Here is a 15,945-nt window from a genome sequence, read left to right as displayed (position 1 = left end):
TAACACGCCCACTCGAGCTTTATTTCGCCGAGCGCTGCGCTAGCCCTTCCGATCTGGCTATTGCCAATGCGTATTTGACCAGGCTTGCGCAGGCGAACGCTTCGACTCTCTAAGTGACGACGCCGCAATATTAGCATCGCTCGTCGTTGCAATTTCTCGAAATGCGCAGCTCGACGACCGCCTGCTAGGCGTGTTCGTTGCCCAGCGTTCACGAAGGGGGACGCGCTAGCGGACGAATCCCGATCACCCAGTTTACGGTTACTACGTTCCTACCCGATCACCGCTTGGCGCTGTCGCTGTCCGCTTCGGCCCGCGCAAGGAACTGCTCGGTCGTGGAGGGAAGACGGGATTTCAGCCAATCCGCCATCGCGACTTCCTCTCGCAGATTCTCTTCGCAAGCCCGAAGTACCTCGCTTTCGCCGAGCGATCGAGCAGCGGCAATCAGGATCGTGTAGGAGGCGATTTCCATGTGCTCGAACGTGTAGCTCGCGAGCGATCCTTTCATCACCTCGTCTCCAGCGAAGACGCCGCTCAGCGATTGCGCCATCGCCGTCAGCTTACCGCCAGCATCCTTCATCGTGGATGAACCCTCGTCCATCTGATCGAGACAAGTCTTGAGCCGGGCAGCCTGTTGCTTGGTCTCGTCGAGGTGCTGTCGGATTCGGTCGCTCAGTTCGGGATAATTCTCGATACGACTCAACTGCCCGTTCAACATCGTTTCGGCCTGCTCTTCCATGGCATGGCCATCTCTAAGCCATTGGACAAACCATTCGCGGCTTTCTGACATCTCGAATCTCCTTTGCGATCTAAGGAAACTTTCAGAAGAGGACATTGTTCCGGAGTAGAGCCCGCCGAACGGGCCTTGACCGTCGCAGAGATTAGCGCCGTGGCGGGTCTCAATTCACCTCGCGAAAAATCCTGCAGCGATGCGTGGAAAAGGCGAAGATCGGGAAGATCGGCGCAAGGAAAACGGCCCGTGGACGCTCGCCGCTGCGCCGCTCCATCACACAGTCCAACTGGCACTGGCCGCTTCCTGGCCATCCGACGCGGCGACATATTGAAGGTCCCGCATGGCATACTGCGACCGCTGCATGTCGTTCCTGGCAAGTAAGAACGGCAAGCAGATGAAGCTACCAGCGCTCGGCGAAGCTGAAGTGGATTCTCGACGAGGCGCTGATCGCGGCCGCTGGCGCTCCGCATTGAGCCTTGTGCCTCACCGCGCCACCGCAGTCACAAGGAACGCGACGGCCTCTCCGCTCGTTGATTGCTTTTCGACTCGAGCCGCCGTCATGAGGTTCTAATATACGCCGGCCATCCTAAGGCTGACCTACGACCAGAGTTACAAAAGTTGAACTTCATCGGGGAACACTCCTTCTGTCTGCCTGTTCAATTTGCCAGGCGCATCCCGCGCATTCAGACAGGAGAAAGAAGATGAAACGCATCCTTTTGGCTTCGGCCGTGCTGGCGGTGTCGGCCGGGCTTTCCTTTGCCCAGACGACCAGCGGAACTTCGAGCGGAACCTCGACGAGCGGAACCTCGACCACGACGACCATGCCCAGCACGACGGATCAGGGCACCGGCACGACGAGCAGCGGGACCAACATGTCCGGCGATCAAGGCACCGACACGACCACCACCAGCGGCACCACAAATCCGAACTCGGCCAGAGACTGCGCGCCCGGCCAGCAGACTGGCAGCGCTCAGCAGGCGGCGCCAGGTCAGCAGGACACGGCAGCCAACACCGCCGCGCCAGGCCAGGTCAAAAAGACCGACGAAGGTTGCTGATTGGCACATCGGCTCAGGTTGGAATCACCAGCGTGTGGCTGGATGATCTCCCCCGACCACCGCCTGAACTCAACTCGGCTGGCGAGCAAGTTGCCGCCAGCCGAGCGTCAGTTGAGGAACCTTGTGCTTGCTTGTGCTTTCAGTGGGCAGGCCTGGCTTCTGTTTGCTTTCGGTCAGATACATATCCGCCTGCTCGCGCATCATGCCTGAAGGGAGCTGCGGTCGCGCTCAGAGGAGAGCCGCGCTGTATTGCCGATAGCGCTAGAGCGAAGAAGCCCTACGGCAACCGGCAGTTGGACTGACACCAAGTTGGCTCCGAGAGCGTTGGGAACAGCCTGGCACGGCACGTTGCTCAGTTTGGACCTTCGCAAAGGATGCATGGATGGCGAAAGACGTTTCTCGCGAGGAAGAGCAACGCGGCACCGGAAAGGTCCTCATCTGGGGCGCCGCGATCGCCCTTGTTCTCTTTGTTGCCCTGCTGGCCATATTCGTTCTGGGGTAGTCCTGACTGCTGCAGCAGGATCTAACTTGGGTGCACGACGTTCTGAGCCTAGAGAGCTGCAGAGCCTACTTGGATCTTGAGCACCGTGGGGTTGAATGCAAGTCCGTGTGGTGCAAGTGACTGCTAGGCTTTCACGGTTTTGGTGTCCTCTTCGGTTTAGATGCCGCGGGCCGACGTCACAGCAAGTGCGGCCTTCAGGCGCTGCTCCCGAAGCCGCGGTCTTTGCGTCTCGTGCCGCACGCTCAATGTCGGTCAATCCTCGTGCAGCATCCGAGGCGCGCTCGTCTCTGGCTTGTCTTTCTTTCTCGGTAGGCAAATTCCTACACTCCGATGTGCCAGCACAGTCGGCTGTCGCACCCAACCACGGTCGCCATATCGTATTCCAACAGAAAAAACCCGCCTCGACTGCCGCTGAGCGCGCGCATCCCCGCCTCTGGAACGCTTCAAATACTTTGCCGTTGTTAAAGGCACCTGCAGGAGCCAGGCATGAGAGTATTCCAACGAATTTTGCCGCTCGCCGTGTTCGCCTTGCAGCTTTTTGCCGTGCAGTCATTTGCTCAGACCGAGCAGCAAGATCTGCCGGGGCAAGGCGCATCATCGACAACCGAAGATGCCCAGGATGTCGGCGTCGACGTTTCGCTTGGCAGGCACGAAGTGAAACAGCAGATCGCAAGGGAGCTTGGAATCTCCGAGGTGGAAGTGCCTCTGGCAGTTCATGTGCCTATCGAGCTCGCCAAGCGGGTCTGCGAGAAAGAGGTATTCGACGCACGCGCCAATGTGAACCGAAGCTGCACCGCGACGAAATACATCCCGGAAATTGCCGAAGCAGCACGAAATCGTCCGCAAACCTCTGCCGTTCCGGAGCAATAGGCGAAGACGAATACTATGGGATACAGAAGGGGTGCTTGGCTACTCTGGTCGATCGACAAAGCGCCCCCCGAAAGTGTGGAGCTTGGGCGTAAGTTTTCAGGCAGCGTCGATACCGCTTGGCTTCCCCAGAGGATGAATCAGTTTGGGGCCGTATGCTTCGACAAAAGGCGCACACCAGATTGCGAAGGCAACCTTCGACCAGTAGAGGCGGACACTGCTTGTTAGCAGCATCTTGATGATCGCCAGACTGACGAGCTTCTCTGGTCAGCCTAGTAGCTTTTTGAGACTCCCCGCCCTTTTAGGTATACTTTCCCCTGACTGTCGACAATTGTTAGGGCGTCCTCAGCTGTGAGCGACCATCGCCCTTCCGCCCCGATCGGGAGACAGCGCAGATGGAAACCTCGTTCAAGAACGAACTGTTGCGGCGCCTGAGCGCACCGGATCTGACGTTGCTGCAGCCTCACCTCGAAGCCCGTCACTTGGGACTGAGGACGCACCTGGAGCAGACCTCGGTCCCGATTGACACCGTCGATTTCTTCGAGAGCGGTCTCGGGTTAATGGTGGCGAAGCTTCGGGCTGAGGTCGAGGCCGAGGTTGGCCTTATTGGCTTTGACGGTATGACCGGGGCAGCCCTGGTCATGGGTGAGGACCGGTCCCCACACGATTGCTTTGTTCAATTGAAGGCTGAAGCTATTGCTATAGACGCGCGTTGGCGGATCGTTCTTATGGGCAGCCCGAGGCGGAATACATCCGACTGATCGGGACGCCCCCGTTGCTCATGATGTCACCCGTGCTGCCCTCTCTCCCGTCGCTGACCACATTCGGGAGGTGGCGATTGGCACCTGTCAGGACGTTCTGGCAAGGGTTGTCCAACGGTATGAAACCGCAGTGTCGATCCAGGACAGGATCGTTGAACATTGCAAGGAGGTCGGATTAACACCGCAAGCAGATGAAGCTTTTTTGCAGGCCTTGTGGTTGTCGCTGGCGAAGGCCAGGACGGCCTTGGAGCGTGAGGTCCCCCCGGCACCGCTGCACCTGGCCGGCCGCTCTAGTCCTGGACAATTGCCGACCTCGTCGCTGGTCAGCATGCCAGAATGTCGATGGCGGAAGCCATGAGGACCCCGATTGAATGTTCTCATTCGTTTGTGATCGGGGGTGCAAGTCAATCCGGCTCCAGCGCATGTTGGCCTCAGGAACAAACCGCCGTCGCATCCGTTCAGCATCGCGAAGGACGACACGGCTGTCCACGGCCTTTCCGGTACTGCAAAGGAGACATGACATGCTCGGTCCGCAGAGGGGTTTTCGAAGACCATCTGAGGCTTCGCGCCGCTGGCGACATCGAGGAGGATCTTAGGTGCAACTATGCTGTGGACGTGGTCCTCTTGACCTCGAATTCGAATTTAGAGGCCATGATGCCGTCCGCCTGTCGTCCAAACGCCTGCGCGAGCAGCTGCCTCAAGGTGAGTTCAACTACATCGGAAAACAGGTCCGCGGCCCCTATACACTGCTGATCTGGTCGGCAACTTCGTCCAGGTTCGACGCCATTGGGGGCCCGAGAAGAGATCGGGAACCTTGATCAGGTGCGGGCAAAGGTCCGTTACGAAAAATGCGGCCGCAAGGACTCGATGACAGCGGAAACCCTTCAGGCAGACGATCCTCATTCCGGAACTTCCGCTGGAGCGCAGCCGAGATGCTCAAGCCGCTGCTGGCGCGGCGGACTGAAATCAGCGGTCAACCCGACCGTCGCTCGCTGTTGGCTGCCGGTGTGCCGTCGCCGAAGGAACAACAAGAGACTGGTCCAGTTAGAGCCATGCATGCGTCGATAGAAATGAAAGAGGAGATGACAATGGCGACGAAAAAAAGCTCTCAGGGCAGCTCCAAGGGCTTGGAAGACCTTTTCTATGATGGTCTGAAAGACATCTACTACGCCGAACGCAAGATTCTGACGGCGCTCCGGAAAATGGCAAAGGGCGCGGAGTCAGAAGAGTTGAAGGCGGCGTTCGAAAAACATCGTGACGAGACGGAAGGTCAGATCGAGCGTCTGCAGCAAGTTTTCGACGCCTTTGGCAAGAGAGCCCAAGGGAAAACGTGCCCGGCGATCGACGGCATCATCGAAGAAGGACAGGAGATTTTGGAGGAATTCGAGGAGGCTCCGGCATTGGACGCGGGTCTCGTGGCTGCAGCCCAGTCCGTCGAACATTATGAAATAGCGCGCTACGGGACTCTTGTCACATGGGCCGGGTTACTTGGCTTGAAAGACGCCGTCCCGCTACTCGAACAGACGCTCAAGGAAGAAAAAGCAACCGATGAGGCGCTCACCCGACTAGGCGAAACAGGCGTCAACGAACGGGCGATGCAACAGGCCGCATAACTTCGGATCGAATCGACGCGACCGCGGCCCCCGGCAGACGGGATTGGAGCTTGGTTGTATTCGCCAATCCAGGCACACGTGTACACCGCAGCCGCCGAGCCGTCGACGTGGTGGTGGCCGACCCGTTTCGACTAGGCCACCGGAACTGACAATGGGGGACTGCGAATGCGATTACTTGCCCACGCCTTGGGCGACAGGATGTTGGTATGAACGAGGATACCGCCCGTCGGCCCACGGCAGGCTCTTCCGGGTTCGACAGCTTTTTCATGGCTGGTTTCGAGTGTTCCTCCCACAGGCGCGCCGACGGGGCCCGTCTTGATCTGATCCGCGCGACCTCACATGACATCCATGCACATGCCGACTATCGCCGTTGTGCCGAGCTTGGGCTTCGCACGATCCGCGACGGCTTGCGCTGGCACCTGATTGAAACAGCGCCCGGAGTTTTCGACTGGTCGAGTTGGACGTCGGCGATCGAAGCAGCCCAGGCGGCCGGGGTGCAGATTATCTGGGATATCTTCCACTATGGCTCGCCAGACCATATCGACCAAGGTGGCCCGGGGTTTATCAAGGCCTACGTCCGTTTCGCCGCGGAAGCTGTTCGAGTTCATCGCTCCGCTACCGGGGTGGCTCCCCTGGTGTGCCCGATCAACGAGATTTCGTTTTTTGCATGGGCTGTGGAGGTCGGCTATTTCCCCCGCGTCGGGCCGAACAAGCGTGGATGGTTCAAACGACACCTTGTCAGGGCAGCGGTCGCCGGCGTGAGGGCCATGCGGGAGGCCGAACCCGGCTGCAGGTTCATCTGGGCCGAACCGCTGATCCATATTGCTCCTCGTGACCGTACTCACCCCGAGCGGCGGCGCGCCGAAAATGCTCGCCAGGGCCAATTCGAGGCGTATGACATGCTGATCGGGCGCGTGGAACCGGAGTTGGGCGGCAGCGAGGACGTTGTGGACGTCATCGGCCTCAACTTCTATCCGCACAACCAATGGTACTTGAATGGCCCAACGATACCCATGGGGCATCACGAATACCGTGCACTTTCGGAATTGCTGGTCGAGGTCGCCGAACGATACAAGAAGCCGATGTTCATCGCCGAGACCGGCGCCGAAGGTTCAGGCCGGCCAGCCTGGCTTCACTACGTTTGCGACGAAGTGCGCGATGCGACGAGCCTCGGTGCACCTGTTCAGGGTATATGCCTGTACCCGGTGACGGCCTACCCAGGTTGGGACAATTCGCGCCACGCCGAAGTCGGCTTGTTCTCCACCATTCATGCGGACGGCTCGCGCACTGTTCGCAAGCCACTTGCGGACGAGTTGGAGCGCCAGCGCCAATCGTTCTTGGCGTTTGAGGAACAACAAGCAAGCGCGCTATAGCCTCGCTGATACGAACAGTGCGCGCTTTTCAGCTGCATCAACAGCACAGCATATCTAGAGCTGTTCGCCGAGAAGCAACATCGTTGGTCTCTTTGGCCGTGGGTCGCCCGACGCCGGTCAGGCCGGCGCATCATTCACTCGGCCGCCTCGCGCTGCGTCGGCGTGACGAGCATCCCGTTTGCTGGCAGGCGTGTCTGAATGCGCCCGAACGTAGCCAATGCCTGGCCGACCACCTGATCCATATTGTAATAGCGATATGTTGCAAGACGTCCGACGAACCAGACCTCCGGGCACGCCGCGGCCAAAGCTTCGTATCGTTTGTACAAAGCCTCGTTTTCGGCCCGCGGCACCGGGTAATAAGGATCTCCGACGTCGGTGGGGTATTCGTAGGTGAGGCTGGTCTTCGGACTCTGCTGACCGGTCAGATGCTTGTACTCGGTGATCCGTGTGTATTTTTCCGTCTGCGGATAGTTGACGACGGCGACCGGTTGAAACTGCTCGCAATCAAGTGTCGTGTGCTCAAAGCGCAGCGAACGGTAGGGCAAGCGACCAAGCTTCCAGTCGAAATACTCGTCGATCGGACCGGTGTAGATCATCTGCTGGAAGGGGATCTTGTCGCGAATTTCGCGGTAGTCGGTCTGCAGCATGATCTTGATCTTGGGACTATCCAGCATGCGCTGAAACATGCGCGTATACCCGCCTGCCGGCATGTTCTGGAAGCTGTCGCCAAAATACCGATCGTCGCGATCGGTCCGGGTCGGGACTCGCGCCGTCACTGACTTGCTCAACTGGGAAGGGTCGACACCCCACTGCTTCCTGGTGTAGCCGCGGAAGAATTTCTCGTAGAGCTCTCTGCCTACTGTGCTCACCACGACGTCCTCGGCGGTGCGGACTTCTTTGACCGTTTCGCGTCGGAAACCGAAGAAGTCCTGCAGCTGCTCGGACGTCAATTCAAGGCCGTAGAGGCGGTTTATGGTGTCGAGATTAATCGGTATCGGCAGCAGCTTTCCATCGACAAGCGACAGCACGCGATGTTCGTAAGGCCGCCATTGCGTGAATTGCGACAGATAGTCGACGATCGATTGGGCGTTGGTGTGAAAGATGTGAGGCCCGTAACGGTGAATTAGTATTCCCGCCTCGTCGTAGCAGTCATAGGCATTGCCGCCGACGTGATTTCGTCGGTCTATGATCAGGACGCTTTCCTGCCGTTGCGATGCGATACGCTCGGCCAGCACACTGCCGGCGAAACCGGCCCCTACGATCAACCAGTCGAACACGCTCACGCCCTCCTCAGGAATGGGACGACGCTCTTCATCGCATGGGCGCGCTCGATGTGGGCAGCCATCGCGCTCCAGGTCTTCTCCCAGGACATGTCGGCGAGGTAGGCGTCGGCTTTCTCCACCAGGAAATCGCGGGGGTGGGCCAGGATCGAGCGAAGCTTGGCCTCGATGTCCTCCGCCTCGACAATCTCGACAAGGCCTTCGACGCCGTAGGTACGCACAACGTCGACGATCGCCGTGGACAACACCGGCAGTCCTGCCGCAAGAAACTCGGGAGTCTTGGTCGGGCTGATGTAGCGGGTCGCTTCGTTGAGCGCGAACGGCATCCAGCCGGCACTCCAATGCCTGAGATAGTTCGGCAGGTCTGCATAGGACTTGCCGCCCAGCCAATGCAGGTTGCCTGCCGTGGGAAGGCTCGCCCGATCGATCTTGACGACAGGGCCGAGCATGACAAAATGCACGTCTGGCATTGCCGCAGCCGCATGCGCGATAAGTTCAAGGTCGAGCCGTTCGTCGATGACCCCGAAGTACCCCACCCTCGGGTGAGGTATGTCGGCCTGATCGAACGGGTCTTCACCTGGCGCCCTAGCCTGATGGAAATGGGTAACGTCGATGCTGCTCGGGAAGGGAAAGATCGCCCGATGCAAGCTGCGCTTGGCCTCGTAGAGGCTCTGCCCGCCCGTGAAGACGACATCGGCACGTTGCAACAGCGCCTTTTCCAACTGCGTCAACTCTGCGGGAGCGTCTTTGAACGCGGAGAGTTCATCCATGCAGTCGTAGACGCAGACGTCACAGGCGAGATGATCGCTGAAGCGTAGCGCCATGGGCGTGTAATACCAGGTCGTCAATCGGTCATGCGGCGTGGAGGCGAGGATCTGATCGACGAACCTGCGCTGGATTGCGTCCGCCCTGGTCGCGGAAGTACCAACTGGGATCAGCGGCGTCACTATTCTGATCTTGGGGGTAATATTGTGCACCCGCATCGAAGGGTGGCGCCTCTCATCGAAGATCGGCTCTTCGAAGTAAATTAGCTGTTGCTGTTTTGACGCCAGGGTCAGAATGTGTTGTGGTCTCTGATATACGAAGTTCCATCGGAGGTGTGAAAAGCAAATTAAAATGGACGGTTGTACAGGGATTTTTCGTGTTTTGGACCGGCCCGCCGCCATTTCCATGTAGATTATCCTTCGACATAGTTAGAAAATGCCTCGACTAACAAAAGTCAACCGAGGCAGCTTTGACATGAAGTTCACAGCCTTCTATATAACTTCCATCCCAGTAAGTTGTTCCACAGCTGCAAACTGTTCAGGCGAGACCAGCCGTCCGCTCCACTTGCGATGGCTCAACAGAGAAGGGGAGAGCCGGCCGCCCATTCGATCCACATGATGAAGCCCATCGCGTCAGGTCGGGCTCCCCAAATGTGGCCCTTTGCCACAGAACGGTTGAAATCCTTCAATCGTTCAACAACCGTTCATCGGCGGAGCTATAAATAGGCCTGCGAATCGATTCATCTGAGTCGCGCAGATGGTTCATTTGAATGGAGCCCGCGAGGAATCGAGGAATGGTTGGCGAATGAAGATCGACTTTGAAACCAACGTCTTTCCGTTGTTTCACCCGCAGGCCGTGGATGACCTGAAGGACCCCTGTCCCGTCTTCGACGGCACGCTCTGGCACGTCTTCGGCTCCAGCGGCACGGTCACGACCGAAAGCTGGAAAATACTCCACGCCACAGCGCCGGATCTCTATGGACCCTGGACAGAGCACGAGCCAATCGTCTTGCCGATTACCGGATCGGGCGTTGCGGCACCCGGCGTCATTCATGAGTGCGGCGTCTTCCACATGTTTATCCAGACCGAATTCATGAAGTCCGGCGGACGTTGCGAGCACGCGGTGTCCAATGACGGCTTTCATTGGGTGGTGCTCAATCCGGCGATATTGTCGCTGCCCGACACCGATGAGGACGGCATCTACGATCCCCACCCCGCAATCATCGGAGGCAAGCGCTACATCGTCTATTCAGGGATGCCCAAATTCACCAGGGTGCCCCAGCCTGATGTCTATCTGGCGCGCAGCCAATCCGATTCCTGGTTCGGGCCATGGAAACGTCTCGGCAAGATACTCGATCATCTCGACGTGCCACATCACAATGCGCGCGAGCACCCCGATTACGAATGGGGGATCGAAGGCGCGCAGCTCGTCGAGCTGCCGGACGGTCGTGTGCTTCTCAACGCCACCTGCTTCCTCCCCGAAGGTCCGCGCGGCAGCCGGCAGCGCGTCTTCTTCGCCATCGCCGATGACGTCAAGGGTCCCTACGTTTCCGTCGGCCCCGTTCTCGACCCTGGCGAGCCCGGCGAGAATGGCCATTCGACCGTGATGATCGACGGCCGGCAACTGACCTTGTTCTATCAGAGCAGGCGTGAGGCGACGAACCATCGCTGGCGGTTCGGGTTGGCAAAGTGCGACCTGGATCGACACATACTTTCGAGAGTTGCCTAGAGGTTTAAGTTCCGGCATTTGCCGGAACGGAGGATGAAACGCTCTGGCGGTTGGTGGGACGGATCCCTTTGTACTGGTGATTGAGGGTAGCAGGGGATTCGCAGCCAGTGGGCAAAGCTTGCGACGAGGGATCTATACGCGTCAGGCAAGCCGGTCGCCTCATGGACGGCGGTGCCAGCTGCAAGCCTAGCCTAGCAATGAACTGTAACTGAGCGCAGCAACGCGGCCAGTCGATTCACGCGGTTTTGATCCTGAGCACAATGTCCTGATCGTAATTTCCAAAGCCCTTGCCGAAAATATTGATCCCGCCGGGGCGCTTGGCATCGTCCTTGACGCCGATACGGACGCGGATTGAATGATGGCTCTTCAGATCGAGTGCGGCGAGGCCGGTTTCGGAAATCCTGACGCCGTCGACATAGGCGCCGTCAGTGGCAATTCGCCAGTTCTTCAGCTTGCCGTATTGCGAGCCCTTGAGCTTCCACCAGGAAGGCGTGAAGACGCCGCGCTTGTCGCCGAAATCTCCCGGTGACGTCCAGGTGCCGACATCGACGCCATTGATCGTCAGGGTGATGTCAGAGGGCCAATCGGCGCTGGTGCCCGGCACTTCCGAGGACAGCTCAATCGCCACTTCGAGTTCGGTGATCTCGGTATTGGCGAGCTTGGCATTGTTAGGGAACTGGTATTCGACAAAGCCGCGCGTGAACCACAGCAGCCCGGCCTTCATGCGGTCCGGATCGAGGAAGGTGTTCGGTACATCGAGCAGGCCGATGATGCCGTCCGGCGAACAAAGGCCGCAGGGCGCGGTAACCTCGAAGCCGGTGTAAAGCCCGATCGGCATCGACACTTCGATCGCGTCGTTCTTGACCGCACGATATTCGCTCTTGAACACGACGAGCACTTTTTCGGCGGTCGGATAGCAGATTTTCCGGTTGCCTTTCTTCGCTCTCTCGGTGCGGATCAGCCCCGCATCCTCCAGCACCTGGATGTTGGTCGAGACGGTCGACTGCGGAAGCGACAGCACGGCGGCGATTTCGTTGACATTCATCGGCCCCTTCTCATGCAGCAGTTTCAGCATCGAGATCCGCGCCGAGGAGGCAAGCCCCTTGAGCACGGCAAGGCCTTCCTCAGGTTCAATCACCAGAAAATTGCGATTCATGAAATCGCCAGTCTATGCTCGTGACAGAGGTTATGGCTTCGCTCATTACAACGCGCTGACCGAAACGCCGAGCCGTTGATTTGGTTACATTAAGCCCTCGACCGTCAGTATGCATCGCAAGCCGCACCCACAAGGATGGTGCGACATGTCTACATTTGGTCTCCGACCGCCAGCTCCTCGTAGTGCGGGGTGCTTGTCAGTCCGTGGCCTCGATTTGCAGACGACTAGATGCTGGCGGCCACAAAGAGAGGCAGAAGCCGAACACGGAATTGGGGCCGTTCCCCTGGCCAAATCCCCAAGATACCGGACCTCGACCTCGATGTTAGCCGAACCGGCGCGGATGGATGCACAGGATGCGGTGCGCTGAAGTGCGTGTCGCCGTGAAGTAAATCATCCGATTCGCCACCCGATAGAGTCGGGACGGGGTTCTACCTATTGCTTTTGGGCATGATCTTTTCCGAAAACCGGATTCCACTTCTTTCGAGATCATGCGCCAGTGCCGGCCTGCTTCATGCTGGCCGCGTCAGCGACCCTGTCCACCATGGCGAGAACAGCTTAGCGGTGCGGTGTGATGGACCATGTGGCCGGCCTGCGGGATGATATCGACAACGGAACCAGGAATCTCCGATTGTGGTCTAAGAGCCTCGGCTTTCGCATCGAACAACCGGTCGCCGGCCCCGGCAATAATGCCGGCAGGCAGCAACAGATCATTGTAGCGGGTGAAGCGGCCGCCGGCCAACGCGTCGGCCAGCATCAATCCCGATTCGGCCGCGATCGACCGCAGCTGTGAGGGCCAGCTGGCGATGTCCTTTGCCGACGAAGCAAACCCCACAGAGACGATGCCGGGGCGGGAAATACTTGCCCATGGCGAGCGGCCAGGTGAGCAGCACAAGCAGCGGCAGCAAAATGTGACGGAAAACACCACCGGCGACAGGCAAGGCCGGCAGCCCGCCAGTGCAAGGCCCAGGCGCGGCGGCAAGAACGGACAGATGAAGACTCCCGATCGAATCGTCGTCCGATCGAGATCATCGACTCGCCCGCCTGCCATCCAACCCAAATCTCAGCCCGCTGAGCGGCCGAGTAGTAGATGCGACGTCGCTGCTTCATGGCTCACACTCCATCTTTCAGACAGACTCGTGTGTTGCTGCGAGCAGTTGAATCCGCCACCCAAAGCGGACGCGCCGCGAACGCGGCTGCTAGGCAGGCCGAAGCTTGTGCAAGTACAGCTGTGCGTCACAAGGCAAGTGAACTAAGAAGCTGCACGAACCGCGGTGATCGAGAATGGCGTCGAAATCGACTTCGTGACGGATTCGTTCCAATAGGTTCTGACTCGCGCTTCCTCCGACGGCTCTTTCCAGTACCGAACCGCTTCCTCCACTTCCCCGAGCACGGAATACATGCAAGCGGCGTTGTACTGCGTCACGAAGTCGTCCGGATCGATCGCCAGCGCTCTGGCCAGCCAGGAACGCGCCTTCTTCCGCTCACCGAAATACGCGAGCGCGAGGGCGCCGCGATGCAGCGGTGCCGCATTTTCAGGATGGCGGCCAGTTGCGCGTTCGGCGCGCTCGAAACAGATCCTTGGTTCGCTAGCGGATGAAGGCGACAGGAGCGTCCCCCGGTGTAGAGTTGCCACCCTGGATCTCGCCTTGGCCGGCTGCATTCCTGGCTGTGTCCCCTAGGATACATTGTCGAGCAGGGTCGACTTATCCAAGCCTTGTGTCGGCTCAGACGGCCATTCACCATTCGGCGTCATCTCGTTGACTGTCTCGGGTAGATCCCGCGCAATCCTTCTGATTAGCTCCTCGCGCGAAAGACCCGTCTGCATCGAAATGGACGTGAGTGTACCTTCGTCCATTGCCGCTTGGACGTCCCTTGGCTCAATCGGTTGGTTTGGCCCGCTGCCAACCCACGAGTCAACCTTCGATCCTGCCCCCACCTCCCTGAACCGGTCGAGGATCTCACCAAGGTCAGCCCTCGACACGCCATTCGTTATCTGAGCCAGAATTCTGCGTTGCGGGTCGTTTGGGTTAAGATACCCCGCTCCCGGAATCAATTCACAGAGCTTGTCGCGATTTTGGTATGCCAGAACGCCAAGCATCGCGATCGCCAATCTTCCCAGATTTGCCATTTGATCTCCTCCACGGTTTTGGCCGATGAGCGAATCGAAGCCAAGTCTTGGCGGATGACGACCCGTGTGGGCTCGAACAACTTCTTGCCCGTCGGCTCGCGGGCGGAGAGGACGCGTCCTTCGGGTTACTCGTTTTCATCTGACGTCTTCTCCTGACGCAGAATTTCGGGGCGCTTGGCCCGCAGTCGCCCTACGCCGATCGAACGCCCTAACCCGGCGCCTTCCGGGTTTGTTCCGCTGGTCAGAGTTTGTCGGCGACGATGGAGAGCGCGACCCGACGGGGTAACTCTACCGGCTCGAGAGACAGAGTCTGCCCAACTTGACCATACTTCAGAACGACGACGGCTCGGTTAGCCTCAGCTACCTTGGACTGCCGCCGGCTCGCGCACGAATTTCAATTTCGGCGGGACGGCGAACACCCTGAACCGCTCAGCCAGGCTGTCAAGAGCCTGACGCATGCCCACTCCCGCAGCAGCCGCACCGTGTCCACTGATGACCATCCGCGGGTTCAGGGCAGCCAGGTGCTTCACGGATCTTTCCGCCGCATCCCAGTCCGGCGTGAAGTAGCGCGGCGGACCGTGCATCTCAAGATCCTGAACGGCGACCTCATAGACTGACTCCTGACCGGTGGTGATGAAAGCGTCCCCTACGATCAGCGAGCGGTCCTCCTCGCGCCAGAGCGAGATATGCCCAGGAGCGTGCCCGGGTGTGTGTAGCCATCGCCATCCGGGCATTCCGGGGATCGATCCGTCGGCAGGTAGGAGTTCCAAACGGTTGCCAAGATCAATTGGCCCCCGTGGAAAAAGCGGCGAAAGCAGCGCCATCAGTCCACCCCCGACCCAGGGATCCGGTGGCGGATAGGACGCGGTTCCGTCCAGATAGGGGCGCTCGAGTGGATGCGCGAAGACAGGCACGTCCCACCTATTCGCGAGGTCTAGAACCGTTCCCACATGGTCGAAATGGCCGTGGGTCAGGATGATCGCGGCCGGCCGTGCGTTCGTGCCAAACCGCTTTTCCGCGACCGCAAGAATGCTGCCGCGGGACGTCGGCAACCCGGTATCGATCAGCATCCAGTTCCGATCTCCGCTGCCCGGTGCGCCGAAGAACACGACATTGACGATTGCTAGGCGCAAATAGCCCAAGTCCGGTGCGATGCTCCAAGCGCCGTCGCCACGATCCTCGCGCCTGGCGTGGTCGATCTCGGAAAGTCGAATCTGAACGGTCATGTGATCCCGTGCCTCTCTTGTTGCTGAGCAGCCGCTCGAGTCGATCGGCGGCGGTGGTATATCGCCCCGAACTTGGCACGGCCCTCCTTGTTCCTCCTTCGCCACCCAGCTCCGGACAGTCCACCACAGGAACAAAGGCTCGACCAAATCGGTTCGGCATTACCCGGTCGCGCCAGGACGAGCTGGACTGAGCAACGAAGATGGCGCGCGCCCCATTGGATGCGGTATTTCGCCAACGCGGTTCCCGGTCCTAACAAGGCGGCCGAGTTCGAAGCCGACTGCTGAAAGAAGACTTCGAATGAGCGAAGTGGGGCGTATGGACGAGCACCAGGTGGAGGCTCCGGTTCCGCAAGCTTCGCCTATGACTGGTCAAGTTGGGCGCCAATGGTCGAGGCGGCCCGATCGGCAGGTGTCCAGGTTATCTGGGACATCTTCCATTACGGATCTCCAGACCATGTCGATCAGCGATCGCTGCATTTCATCGATGCCTATGCCTCGTTCGCGGCAGAAGCCGTGAGCGTACAGCGTTCGATCGCCGGAACACCGCCTCTGTTGTGTCCCATCAACTAGATCTCCTTTTTCGCATGGGCTCTTGAGGTCGGCTATTTCCCGCGTGGGGCCGAACAAACGTGGATGGTTCAAGCCGCATCTCGTGAAGGCTGCCATCGCGGGTGTTCGTGCAATGCGGGAGATCGACCCCGCCTGCAGATTTGTCTGGGCCGAGCCCCTTATCCAAATCGCTTCTCGTGACCGGACCCGCA

General features: G+C 59.1%; 14 protein-coding genes. 6 read left to right on the top strand and 8 right to left on the bottom strand.

Annotated features, from left to right (window positions below):
• Window positions 1-277 precede the first annotated feature (277 nt).
• Entirely contained in the window at window positions 278-787 is a 510-nt protein-coding gene (locus tag NKH33_RS18205) for a ferritin-like domain-containing protein (RefSeq protein WP_352920885.1), read from the bottom strand.
• 644 nt (window positions 788-1,431) lie between these two features.
• Here NKH33_RS18205 and NKH33_RS18200 point away from each other — a divergent pair.
• From NKH33_RS18200 to NKH33_RS18180, 5 genes are all read left to right on the top strand, one after another.
• Window positions 1,432-1,785 carry a hypothetical protein gene (locus NKH33_RS18200; protein ID WP_023680319.1) on the top strand — a complete coding sequence of 118 codons (354 nt, stop codon included), beginning with the start codon at window positions 1,432-1,434 and terminating at the stop codon, window positions 1,783-1,785.
• A 988-nt stretch (window positions 1,786-2,773) separates the two neighbouring features.
• Window positions 2,774-3,157: a hypothetical protein gene (locus NKH33_RS18195; RefSeq protein ID WP_156937370.1), complete on the top strand. Its 384-nt coding sequence runs from the start codon at window positions 2,774-2,776 to the stop codon at window positions 3,155-3,157.
• Window positions 3,158-3,549: 392 nt separating this feature from the next.
• On the top strand, window positions 3,550-3,915 hold the full coding sequence (locus NKH33_RS18190; RefSeq protein ID WP_023677855.1) for a hypothetical protein: 366 nt from the start codon (window positions 3,550-3,552) through the stop codon (window positions 3,913-3,915).
• A 1,088-nt stretch (window positions 3,916-5,003) separates the two neighbouring features.
• The gene (locus NKH33_RS18185) at window positions 5,004-5,528 is read left to right on the top strand and encodes a YciE/YciF ferroxidase family protein (protein WP_023677856.1); all 525 of its coding nucleotides are present in this window, start codon (window positions 5,004-5,006) and stop codon (window positions 5,526-5,528) included.
• A gap of 206 nt (window positions 5,529-5,734) precedes the next feature.
• Window positions 5,735-6,901: a glycoside hydrolase family 1 protein gene (locus tag NKH33_RS18180; RefSeq protein ID WP_023677857.1), complete on the top strand. Its 1,167-nt coding sequence runs from the start codon at window positions 5,735-5,737 to the stop codon at window positions 6,899-6,901.
• A gap of 134 nt (window positions 6,902-7,035) precedes the next feature.
• Here NKH33_RS18180 and glf read toward each other — a convergent pair whose 3' ends face one another.
• Window positions 7,036-8,178 (bottom strand): UDP-galactopyranose mutase, encoded by a 1,143-nt coding sequence (gene glf / locus NKH33_RS18175; RefSeq protein WP_352920928.1) that lies wholly within the window; start codon window positions 8,176-8,178, stop codon window positions 7,036-7,038.
• A 2-nt stretch (window positions 8,179-8,180) separates the two neighbouring features.
• Window positions 8,181-9,353 (bottom strand): glycosyltransferase family protein, encoded by a 1,173-nt coding sequence (locus NKH33_RS18170; protein ID WP_352920883.1) that lies wholly within the window; start codon window positions 9,351-9,353, stop codon window positions 8,181-8,183.
• A 397-nt stretch (window positions 9,354-9,750) separates the two neighbouring features.
• Between NKH33_RS18170 and NKH33_RS18165 the strand changes: the two genes are divergently transcribed.
• The gene (locus NKH33_RS18165; RefSeq protein ID WP_352920882.1) at window positions 9,751-10,674 is read left to right on the top strand and encodes a glycoside hydrolase family protein; all 924 of its coding nucleotides are present in this window, start codon (window positions 9,751-9,753) and stop codon (window positions 10,672-10,674) included.
• A gap of 235 nt (window positions 10,675-10,909) precedes the next feature.
• On the opposite strand, the gene NKH33_RS18160 is transcribed toward NKH33_RS18165, so the two are convergent.
• From NKH33_RS18160 to NKH33_RS18140, 5 genes are all read right to left on the bottom strand, one after another.
• A complete protein-coding gene (locus tag NKH33_RS18160) occupies window positions 10,910-11,830 on the bottom strand; it encodes an ArsR/SmtB family transcription factor (protein ID WP_352920881.1) in 921 nt (306 codons plus the stop codon).
• A gap of 523 nt (window positions 11,831-12,353) precedes the next feature.
• Entirely contained in the window at window positions 12,354-12,587 is a 234-nt protein-coding gene (locus NKH33_RS18155; protein ID WP_352920880.1) for an alpha/beta fold hydrolase, read from the bottom strand.
• A gap of 492 nt (window positions 12,588-13,079) precedes the next feature.
• Window positions 13,080-13,490 carry a tetratricopeptide repeat protein gene (locus NKH33_RS18150; RefSeq protein WP_352920879.1) on the bottom strand — a complete coding sequence of 137 codons (411 nt, stop codon included), beginning with the start codon at window positions 13,488-13,490 and terminating at the stop codon, window positions 13,080-13,082.
• Window positions 13,491-13,505: 15 nt separating this feature from the next.
• Window positions 13,506-13,958: a YidB family protein gene (locus tag NKH33_RS18145; protein WP_502906740.1), complete on the bottom strand. Its 453-nt coding sequence runs from the start codon at window positions 13,956-13,958 to the stop codon at window positions 13,506-13,508.
• Window positions 13,959-14,314: 356 nt separating this feature from the next.
• Entirely contained in the window at window positions 14,315-15,184 is an 870-nt protein-coding gene (locus tag NKH33_RS18140; RefSeq protein WP_023679038.1) for an MBL fold metallo-hydrolase, read from the bottom strand.
• Window positions 15,185-15,945: the final 761 nt, after the last annotated feature.

Origin of the sequence: Mesorhizobium sp. M1182, assembly GCF_040318335.1 — a bacterium.
Lineage (GTDB): Bacteria > Pseudomonadota > Alphaproteobacteria > Rhizobiales > Rhizobiaceae > Mesorhizobium.
This window is presented reverse-complemented; position numbering and strand designations above follow the sequence as displayed.

Excerpts from the sequence above, each read along its gene's own strand:
- NKH33_RS18205 (WP_352920885.1), bottom strand. The coding sequence starts at position 787 with ATGTCAGAAAGCCGCGAATGGTTTGTCCAATGGCTTAGAGATGGCCAT.
- NKH33_RS18200 (WP_023680319.1), top strand. The coding sequence starts at position 1,432 with ATGAAACGCATCCTTTTGGCTTCGGCCGTGCTGGCGGTGTCGGCCGGG.
- NKH33_RS18195 (WP_156937370.1), top strand. The coding sequence starts at position 2,774 with ATGAGAGTATTCCAACGAATTTTGCCGCTCGCCGTGTTCGCCTTGCAG.
- NKH33_RS18190 (WP_023677855.1), top strand. The coding sequence starts at position 3,550 with ATGGAAACCTCGTTCAAGAACGAACTGTTGCGGCGCCTGAGCGCACCG.
- NKH33_RS18185 (WP_023677856.1), top strand. The coding sequence starts at position 5,004 with ATGGCGACGAAAAAAAGCTCTCAGGGCAGCTCCAAGGGCTTGGAAGAC.
- NKH33_RS18180 (WP_023677857.1), top strand. The coding sequence starts at position 5,735 with ATGAACGAGGATACCGCCCGTCGGCCCACGGCAGGCTCTTCCGGGTTC.
- NKH33_RS18170 (WP_352920883.1), bottom strand. The coding sequence starts at position 9,353 with ATGGAAATGGCGGCGGGCCGGTCCAAAACACGAAAAATCCCTGTACAA.
- NKH33_RS18165 (WP_352920882.1), top strand. The coding sequence starts at position 9,751 with ATGAAGATCGACTTTGAAACCAACGTCTTTCCGTTGTTTCACCCGCAG.
- NKH33_RS18160 (WP_352920881.1), bottom strand. The coding sequence starts at position 11,830 with ATGAATCGCAATTTTCTGGTGATTGAACCTGAGGAAGGCCTTGCCGTG.
- NKH33_RS18150 (WP_352920879.1), bottom strand. The coding sequence starts at position 13,490 with ATGCAGCCGGCCAAGGCGAGATCCAGGGTGGCAACTCTACACCGGGGG.
- NKH33_RS18145 (WP_502906740.1), bottom strand. The coding sequence starts at position 13,958 with ATGGCAAATCTGGGAAGATTGGCGATCGCGATGCTTGGCGTTCTGGCA.
- NKH33_RS18140 (WP_023679038.1), bottom strand. The coding sequence starts at position 15,184 with ATGACCGTTCAGATTCGACTTTCCGAGATCGACCACGCCAGGCGCGAG.